The sequence below is a fragment of the Anaerobiospirillum succiniciproducens DSM 6400 genome, assembly GCF_000482845.1.
Classification (GTDB): domain Bacteria; phylum Pseudomonadota; class Gammaproteobacteria; order Enterobacterales; family Succinivibrionaceae; genus Anaerobiospirillum; species Anaerobiospirillum succiniciproducens.
The window spans coordinates 47,551-56,947 of record NZ_AXWV01000023.1 but is presented as its reverse complement, the minus strand read 5'-3'; the positions used below and the strand labels follow the sequence as shown (position 1 = coordinate 56,947).

Sequence of the window (9,397 nt, the reverse complement as noted above, 5' to 3'; positions counted from 1 at the left end):
CCGCAGTCTAAACCCTCGATTCTAGACAACAAATACAGCGCGAGAGCACCTTCATCGGTGAGAGTGCCTGGAGCAGAAGATTTCAGATCTTCTTGAGAAGCAGCATCTTTGCTAACAGACATGGCTGTAGCAAGAATTTGGGGGTCAGCGAGCCAGTTGCGTACTGACTGATCAGATACACAATGCTCTTTGGCCACTTCATTTACCTGCTTGCCTGAGAGCGCATCAGTAACAACCTTAACGCGAAACTCATTGGAAAAAGTCATAGGGAAAACCTCACAAGGAAATCCGCCCTATTATAATAGTTTCGTAAGGTGAAACCAAAAGGTCATCTTGAAAACTAGATTAACACATAGGGTTACAGGCGCTTTTTTTGTTCATGAAGAAGAAAGAATATTAGATACGATCCTTATCGTTAGACTTATCTGGCTCAGAAAAGTTCTTCTCAATATTCTTAATGCCTATCTCTCTTAAAGTAAGTACCGCTTCTTGTGCTGCATCCTCAGCTTTTTGCGGGTTGCCAAATTCATCATGTGGGTCGTTATTCGGCCAACCTGTAATCAGTGTTTTGACAAAAGTAGCCAGTGGAATAGCGAAGAACACTCCCCAAAAACCCCATAAATTACCAAAGATTAAAATGGCAGAGAGGATGGAGAAAGCATCTAAGTTCATTGCCTTAGAGAAGAGCATAGGGGTAAGTACGTTACTATCTAACAGCTGAATAACAGTGTAGATAACTAAAACCCATAAGAGCTCTGGGCTAAAGCCAAATTGGAATACAGCCACCATAACTACAGGCACTGCAATTACTACTGCACCTACATAAGGGATCACCACCGATAAGCCAACGCCTACGCCAAGCAAGAGCGCGTAGTTCATGCCCATGAGAATAAAGGCCACGCTATTAGCTGCAGCAATGATGACAATGTGCAGGATCTTGCCACGAATATAGCCTGAGATCTGGGCTTGCATGCTTGGCCAGAACTGACGCATCAGCTGCTGATTGTTTGGCAGAATGAAAGTCAGTGCACGCTTTTGTAGTTGTCTCTTGTTGTAGAGCATTAAGAAAGTAAAGATAGGCACAATGATGGCGTAAACGAGCCAAGTAAAGGCGTTTACAACTGATGGCATCAATTGTGTTCTCATTAAGTCAGCGATCTTATTGGTAGCTGCTACACGAATACGGCTGACATACTCCTCTAAAGTTGCAATTGTGAGCATGGATGGCATTGGCTCAGGTAAGTTGTTTAAGACTTCATTAAGCTCATGTGCCACACGAATATCAAAATCGTTAACAGTGAGGTTTATCTGTCCATCGCTACTAGTCACAGTGCCTAGAGAGTGCGTATTGTTAGCACCTTTGATGAACTTGATCTGATAGCCATCAGGATTAGTGTAGGTATGAGTGCTATTAGCTGCAGTGTTTTGGTGTGATTGAACTTCTGTTCCATGTGCACTTGCTACATGCTTAGCGCCATCTTGCTCAGTATTGGAGATGTAAATGATGGTGGTATCAGGGGTTACCTGAGGAGTGCTATGCGCTGTATCCTCCTTGGCATTACTTACATCTTTGTTATCGCTATTATTGCTCTCTTGCGAGGTATTAACTTGTGCATTTAGAGTGCTTTCATGTGCAGTTTGGGCAGGATCATCTGCCATGCTTTGAGCAGGATCATCTGCCATGCTTTGAGCAAGAGATTGGGTCTTGTCATCAACAGCATTCGTTTTATTTTCTGAGCCACTTAAGATGCTGCCAGTAAAGCTTTGCTGATCATATACAGCCTGTTTTTCAGGATCTACAGTGCTAAACGATACAATCGAGTTATAAAGCTCAGCACCCTGTTTAATCACATTAGGAGCTACTAACACGCATATGGTGATGAAGAAGGAGCTAAAGATGGTCATGACTATGCATGAACCGATCTTGCGTCCGATACCAAAGCGTCTTTTGAGTTTTTCAACTGGCCAGTCTAGACAGAATGCTAGACACAGAGCCACCACTAATGGGCCTACGAGCCACATAAAGTAGTAGACAGTGATAAATGTAGCTATGAGCACTACTGCAAATTCAATGGTGCCAGGCTGTGAGAAGTGTCGTTGATACCAATGCTTTAAGAGAGATAACATGCCGAGCTTTTGGCCTCTAGTTTTTCAACAACAATAGAGCTAGCGCATGGTTGTTGATAAATAGCCCTGATAGGCTGTGAAATGATAATTAATCTTAACAGGAACATAGTCTAGCGTAGCCATCTGATAAATCCTAGCTTTCTAAGAACTCTAAGACAAATAATTACTCATTTCTTTAAGCTTGTTAAGCCCCGACTCATATCCAACCTGACAATTGAGCCCAAGCGTAGCCTTTTTTAGGGAGCACAAAGCCTTTAACTTATTTTTATTGCTGTTAATTGCTCTTGCTTGATGCATGCTAAAGCTAAGCTAAGCATGTGTAGGTACAATGATGTGGTGTTTAACTATGACTTTGCGGTATGTTTTATTAGCACAGTTTAGTGACACCATGGTTATGTTCTCTAAAGTAGACTGGAGTCAACTTTTGGGCAGAGCGCTTTCTTTTTTAAGCGGGATCATTTATAAGCTGATATTAGGATTTGCTTATGCAGCAACGTTATTTATCAGGCCGTAAAGGCATTTTAAGAAAGGCTGGACAAAGTCTGTCTGCTGCAGCACTTGTGGTGCTGTTATCAGGTGGAGCTTATAACGTGTCCTATGCCAACGAAAGCGAAATCCTTATTCCTCAGATCGGTACAGCCGGCGTAATGGGTATCTCCGTACAAAAAGAAATGGCCATTGGTGATTTCTTTATGCGTACTGCTCGTAGCAATATGAATGTGCTCGATGATCCGGTGATGAGCGAGTACGTGACCTCTCTTGGTAATCGTTTGCTTGCTCATGCAGATGGCGTGAACTTTCCATTTGAGTTTTTCATGGTAAGAAACAACACGCTCAATGCATCTGCATTCTTAGGCGGTAAAGTTGCAATCAACACTGGTTTGTTTAACTACGCCAAGACTGAAGATGAGTTTGCCTCGGTTATTGCCCACGAAATCTCCCACGTAACCCAAAGACATATTGCCCGCTTTGTCGAATTAGCTACTGCATCTTCACGCCTGTCAACAGCAGGTATCATCGGCGCGGTGGCCATGTCGATTATTAATCCCGCTTTCGGTGTGGCAGCCATGACTACGGCTGTGGGTGCACAAATGCAAAGCCGCATCAACTTCACTCGTGATAATGAGTATGAGGCTGATCGTGTAGGCATTAGTCTTATGTATAAGGCAGGACTCAATCCTAAGGGTACGGTTGACCTCTTTAGAACCATGCTCTCACAGCAAGGTAATATTAATCCAGCATTTACCTTACTTATCGATCACCCGCTTAATGATATCCGTTTAGCTGAGGCGCAAAACCGTGTGACTCAATATGAGCGTCGTAACTATTCGCAAAATCCTGATTACGACATGGCAAGAGCACGTGTGGCAGTTAGATATAGTGGAGTATCAGGAGAGCAGCAATTAAAAACTCTTAAGCAAGCTCTCATGCAAAATGGCGAGCATAATTCAGCGGTCTATCAGAATTATGCCCTGTCTTTAGTTTGTTTGGAGCTCAAGCAATTAGATGAAGCACGATCATATTTGACTCATCTGCCATCTAAGTTACAAAACAACATCTTCGTGCTTGATGTAAAAACTGATATCGATCTTAAGGATGGTAATAGTGGCGCTGCTATTGAAAGACTGCAGCAGGCTTATCGCTACAAACCAAATAATCAGGCTGTAGTGATTAACTTAGCCTATGCCTATATAGAGAGTAATCAGTTTGCCAAGGCTAAGAACATTTTAGATAAGTATCTACGTAACAAGCCAAATGATGCTTTGGCGGTCTCTTTAATTGAGAAGGCATATTCAGCACTTAATGATAAGTGTTCTGCAATGCAATCACGTGCCGAGCTCTATGCAATCAGTGGCGGCTATTCACAGGCTATTGGTATGTATAACCGTTCCTTACAAGAATGTAGCGATAGACTCACTCGTGAGCGCATTAAGGCACGTGTCTCTCAAATCGTGATACAGCGTTCTTTTGATGAAGAGCTCATTAAGGGCCTCTAAAGATGCAATGAGCATATAGCCGTACTACCTCGCAATGTATAGCGACATAATGAAAAACCCCGCAATGCGGGGTTTTTCGTTTAGATGCTTTGTTTAGCGTCAAGGGTGTGTGCTTACATATCAGCGCCCTGAATAGCAGGGGTGCTACGGCTTGGTAAACCATCACCAACGCCCACCTCACTGTCTTTGCGTATGTTGGATGGATGAGCTGGACGGACTAAGTCAGGATTGATGCGGCTGTTTGGACGAACATCAGTGGAAGTGCCCACAAAAGTATCGTTGCTTGGGCGCACTGATACATTCTTAACAAAGTCGAAAGTCCATGGGGCTAAGTACTTAAACTCACCAGAGCGACGCATAGTAGCAGCAAGGTTATCTGGCTCTGAGTTAGTAGCAACTTCAAAGACTAAAAGACCATTGTCAAAGCCGATCACACGAGTATCGCCGTCAAAACCATAAGTGATGAAGATATTTCTGATCTCTTTAATATCCTGCAAACTACGTACATTGGAAATACGCATACGTACATAGCCATCACCTGGGCCGATCATGTCGATATCTACATTGTTCTTAGATAAAGCGCTTGGCTCATCAGACTCAGTTTGATTGGATTGATAGGTCATTAAGGCGCGGGCGATGTCACCGGCACCTAAGGCTGCTACCTCATCCATCAGACCTGAAATGGCTGACTGCGCAATTAAAGTACCGTCTTTGTAAAAGAGGTTCCACTTGAAGGTCATGCCACTTTCATTAGGCACGGAACTAATTGCAGCAGCAATGAAGTAATCAGCACCATAGCGAGCTGAGGCTGCAGCTAACACATCATCACGATGATCTAATACTGTGTTGACCGATACCTTTTGGATCTCCTCGATATCTAAGACTGGGAAGATCATACGGTATTTATACTCAGGAGCAGCGCCTAAGATCGCGGAGGCAAATGGGCTTAAGTTTTGACCGCTCACGAGGCTCATATTAGTGCCACCGCTAGAACCATCTAAACCAGCCATCCATACTAAGATAGGGTTAGACAGGCCGTTCCATGATGGAGTGCCCTTCTTTTTAATAATGCTCTGAGCCATAGGCACGCTAAAGCGCAGCACGAGGTTGCCATCAGCATCAGTGGTGAAGCTACGTAAGGCAGGAGCAACATCATCAATGGTGAGATTAGTTGAGCGGCCCATACCTAATGTAAGGCTGCTCTCTAAGCTCTTGAAGCCTTCGACTACAGCAGCGTCAAAGTCAGTAAGCATAGTGACACTGACTTCTTGGATCTGATCATTTGGATTGCCAGTGCCACCATCTGCTGCCTTTTGCTCTTGAGCTTGGTTTTCAAAGGTAAAGCCAGGCTCAGCTGGAGTAAATGCACCCTGACCATTTGGGTTATTGGTTGCAGGATAAAGTTGATCATTTACCTGTGCGCGGTTGGAAATTTCGGTCTTGCTCTGAGTTTGCAGATCCTCAGTAACAGTAGGGCCACCGCGAGTTGCTACAGGGACAGGGGCCTGAGCGTTAGCAGCAGGCGCATTGATGCTACCTTGAGGTGCTGCATTGCCAATAGTTGCATTTGCAGCTGGTGCAATCGCAGCCGCTGCCGAGGCAGCAGGTGCTGGAGCCGGAGCATTGGCATTCGGTGCTGCAGGTGCTACAGCAGGTGCATTGGCAGCAGGTGCTGGAGCCGCCATCGTTTGTGCCGGTGCACTAATCAGCGGTGCAGCTGCAGGCGCTACAGCGGGTGCAGGAGCTAAAGTGGCAGGGGCAGCTGCAGGTGCAGGTGCAGGAGACGCTGCTGGAGCTTTGGCCACAGGTGCATCGTCAGGAATATAAGGCTTAACTTGGCCGGCTACTGGGGCACTTTTCACTGTAGCACTTTTCACTGGGGCACTTTTAGCTTGAGCTGCAGCAGGTGAAGCACTGTTTACTTGAGCTGCAGCAGGTTGGGCGCTGTTTAATTGTGCGGGTGCTGTAGCTGCGTTTTGCGCTGCAGGGGTAGCGATATTAATGGTGTAGTTACGAGGCTGAACCTTAGTTTGTACAGCCTGCATACCTTGATCAGAGCTAATGGTGACATTGTTCTCAGCGGCATGTGCTATGGCGCAGACGTTGCCGAGCATGAGAGCTGCAGAACCTGCAAGCAGTGAAAACTTTTTGTTGAGCATTCAGATGCATCCTCTAAGTATCAGTGTGCCTGCTAAAGCAGACATGCCATGACTCATAAACAAGATCTTAGCCTGATTGTGAGTCTGTGTGATCTAAGATCTTAAAGATCAAGATCATTGTAGAGCTATTGTTACAGCTTAGATATAGCAAGATCTGTTCTAAGTGTATGTGTGATTGATGAAGTTAGTGATCTTAGCACATGCGCATAAGTGCATGGCGTGGTTTAAGTCACTATGCTTAATTATTCTGATCTATGGGCTATGAGAATCCTAAGAAAAGATCTTCATGGCTTGGTACAGAAGAACTCAAAGAAAAGCCCCTTTAGGCATGGGTACATGCCTGTCAGTGGAAGATAAGATCTTATGGATCATAGATGAGATCGTTTCTAAGATCGTTAAAAGATCTCCTTAAGATCGCCTGAATAACTGATGTTTAAGGCAAAGATCGCCGCTAAAACAGCCATAAAAAGGCCTTAGAAAGGCATTTTTTAGCTAATCAGGATGAGAATGGGGCGATTTCCTGTATAATCAAGCATCCATTTGTTTTTGAGGTAACTGAGGCAAAAAATGGCTGAGAACTTAACCTACAAGGATGCTGGTGTTGATATCGATGCTGGTGAGGAACTGGTAGAGCGTATTAAGGGCCCTGTTAAGCGTACCACCCGTCCAGAAGTAATTGGCGGCTTAGGTGGCTTCGGTGCTTTAACTCGCATTCCTCAGGGCTACAAGGAGCCTGTATTAGTTTCTGGCACTGACGGTGTTGGTACCAAGTTACGTCTGGCTATCGATCTTAAGCGTCATGATACTGTAGGCCGTGACCTCGTAGCTATGTGCGTTAACGATCTTATCGTTCAGGGTGCAGAGCCACTCTTATTCCTCGATTACTATGCAACTGGCAAGCTCGACGTAGACGTGGCTGCTTCTGTTGTAACCGGTATTGCTAATGGCTGTGAAATGGCAGGCTGCGCTTTAGTCGGCGGTGAGACTGCTGAAATGCCTGGCATGTATGAGACTGGTGACTACGACTTAGCTGGTTTTAGCGTAGGTGTAGTTGAGGCCTCCAAGATCATCGACGGCTCTAAGGTAAAATCTGGCGACACCATCGTTGCTATCTCTTCAAGTGGTCCACACTCTAATGGCTACTCTTTAATCCGTCACATCTTAAAGCTTGCAAACGTAAACCCAGATGCAGATAAGCTCCCATCAGGTCAGTCAGTTGCTGATGCTGTTATGGCTCCTACCCGCATCTATGTAAAGCCTCTGCTCAACCTCATTAAGAATGTTGATGTTCACGCAATGGCTCACATCACTGGCGGCGGCTTCTGGGAGAACATCCCACGCGTTCTGCCAGATAACACTGTTGCTACTATCGATGCTGCAACTTGGCAGTGGCCTGAGATCTTCGACTTCTTAAAGGCTAAGGGCAATGTTTCAACCTACGAAATGTATCGCACCTTTAACTGCGGTGTAGGTATGCTTGTGATCGTAGATGCTGCTGAGGCTGATAAGACTGTAGAGCTTCTTAACGCTGCTGGTGAGAAGGCATGGGTTGCTGGTCAAATTACCGCACGTGCTAATGCAGATGATAAGCAGGTTGAAATTCTCAACATGCAGGCTTAAGCTATACACATAAAGCACACTCTTGCCAGGAGGTGTGCACGAATAGGCTTTACTCGCTTTGAACGGCGGTAAAGCCTTTTTTATGCCCTTTTCATAGCATTTGCCCTATCAGCTCCCCTCTTCTAGTCGATAAATATCCCCTCTAAAGGCGCAACTAAGCCATTTTTCAATAAGCGAATAGCCGCGTTGGTATATTTACTTTCCTAATTTTAAAAATCCCATAAATAAGCGTTTTTTATATTTTTACGGTTAACAAGTAGTCATCTTGAGGCAGCTGACTTCAATTGACCTCAGTGCTCTTTAAATTGCTCTAAAAAGTGCATTAATCGCTCGAAAATCATCTTAAAATGTAAACATAAATGTGTATATATTAAATTACTTGTAATACAACTTAGAAAATATTTTCACGTGATCTTGCTCTGATCTCTGAAACATATAGGCAAAACTAAGATCTTAAAGTCAGATCTGAGATCTTGAGATCTCAAAATGATAGGTGACTTGATCGGTCAGATCTTGATAAGGGATCATGGCTATGATCTTAAAAGATCAAAATAAACGATCTTGAAAAACGATCTTGAGACTTTTTAAGATCGTGAGCTATCTACATGCCTTGGATCTCAAAACTCAGCAAAAGAACTTTTATATTGCCTCATTTTATGAGCTTGATGGGGGCAAACGCTCAGTATTTCTGATAATCTTGCCATTAAGTGTAATGTTCTTGTTTCTGGCGATCTTAAGCACTATAGCCTTATGTAAGTCATATTAAGGAGTTTGAAGATCATAAGAGCTATCAACACCTTACCTTTTTAGATGACATTTAACCCCACTATTTTCATCTGTCATCAATGTCACGCCAGATTGAAGATCACGCTTTTGTCGCTGAATTAGTTCAGCTAAGCACACTTGTGCAGCGGATATACGCTAGTTAATAGCGGAGGTGAATATGTCTGGATACAAGAGTGTCACCAATAGCACCGACCTTGCTCTCGCTTTATACGAAGATGCTAGAGAAATGGTTTTATCAGGCCCTTTAGCATCAGGTATTTATCATGGTTGTAAGAGCATCCGCCGTCTTAGGATTTGTGTTGTGCTGTTTGGCATTTTAGGATTAGGTTGTGTGTACTATCCTCAAGTGTTGCTGCCGGCATTGCTCGTATTTCCTGTGCTAATGGCAATATTCGTGTTGCCTCTTATCTACCTTAGCTTTGCTAACGTGTCACCAGGTATGGTCAATCGTGTGCGACGTCGCTACTTAGTTTTAAACTTTGATCCTGGAATGCAAAGTCTGCATCTTAAGAACCGTTGTGCTCGCTTTGAGGGAGATAATGTTGAGATCCCTCGTCGTCGACCAAGGGTTTGCCCGATGTATACCATTAATCCTCAAAGACATAAGTCTAAGGGCGTACATACTGCATAGAGAGGAAAGCCTATTTTATTGGCTTGTAGTTATAGCTGAGGATCATCACCCAAGATCTTAGTTAACTTACTTTTTTG

Annotated in this window: 6 protein-coding genes; 3 read left to right on the top strand and 3 right to left on the bottom strand. The window is 44.2% G+C overall.

Annotated elements, in window-relative coordinates:
* Positions 1–266: transposase (locus H524_RS0104015; protein ID WP_027939294.1), on the bottom strand; the 266-nt coding region annotated here is incomplete at its 3' end.
* A gap of 130 nt (positions 267–396) precedes the next feature.
* On the bottom strand, positions 397–2,127 hold the full coding sequence (locus tag H524_RS16375; RefSeq protein ID WP_052338901.1) for an AI-2E family transporter: 1,731 nt from the start codon (positions 2,125–2,127) through the stop codon (positions 397–399).
* Between the two features lie 485 nt (positions 2,128–2,612).
* Here H524_RS16375 and H524_RS0104000 point away from each other — a divergent pair, with 485 nt between their 5' ends.
* Positions 2,613–4,124, top strand: coding sequence for a M48 family metalloprotease (locus H524_RS0104000; RefSeq protein ID WP_052338900.1), 1,512 nt, complete (start codon positions 2,613–2,615; stop codon positions 4,122–4,124).
* Positions 4,125–4,237: 113 nt separating this feature from the next.
* On the opposite strand, the gene H524_RS14185 is transcribed toward H524_RS0104000, so the two are convergent.
* Complete coding sequence (locus H524_RS14185) at positions 4,238–6,283, bottom strand: DUF2066 domain-containing protein (protein ID WP_044121451.1); 2,046 nt, start codon at positions 6,281–6,283, stop codon at positions 4,238–4,240.
* 567 nt (positions 6,284–6,850) lie between these two features.
* On the opposite strand from H524_RS14185, the gene purM reads away from it, so the two are divergent.
* Complete coding sequence (gene purM, locus H524_RS0103990) at positions 6,851–7,903, top strand: phosphoribosylformylglycinamidine cyclo-ligase (protein ID WP_027939292.1); 1,053 nt, start codon at positions 6,851–6,853, stop codon at positions 7,901–7,903.
* 943 nt (positions 7,904–8,846) lie between these two features.
* Positions 8,847–9,320, top strand: coding sequence for a hypothetical protein (locus tag H524_RS0103985; protein ID WP_027939291.1), 474 nt, complete (start codon positions 8,847–8,849; stop codon positions 9,318–9,320).
* The last annotated feature ends 77 nt before the right edge of the window (positions 9,321–9,397 follow it).

Excerpts from the sequence above, each read along its gene's own strand:
- H524_RS16375 (WP_052338901.1), bottom strand. The coding sequence starts at position 2,127 with ATGTTATCTCTCTTAAAGCATTGGTATCAACGACACTTCTCACAGCCT.
- H524_RS0104000 (WP_052338900.1), top strand. The coding sequence starts at position 2,613 with ATGCAGCAACGTTATTTATCAGGCCGTAAAGGCATTTTAAGAAAGGCT.
- H524_RS14185 (WP_044121451.1), bottom strand. The coding sequence starts at position 6,283 with ATGCTCAACAAAAAGTTTTCACTGCTTGCAGGTTCTGCAGCTCTCATG.
- purM (WP_027939292.1), top strand. The coding sequence starts at position 6,851 with ATGGCTGAGAACTTAACCTACAAGGATGCTGGTGTTGATATCGATGCT.
- H524_RS0103985 (WP_027939291.1), top strand. The coding sequence starts at position 8,847 with ATGTCTGGATACAAGAGTGTCACCAATAGCACCGACCTTGCTCTCGCT.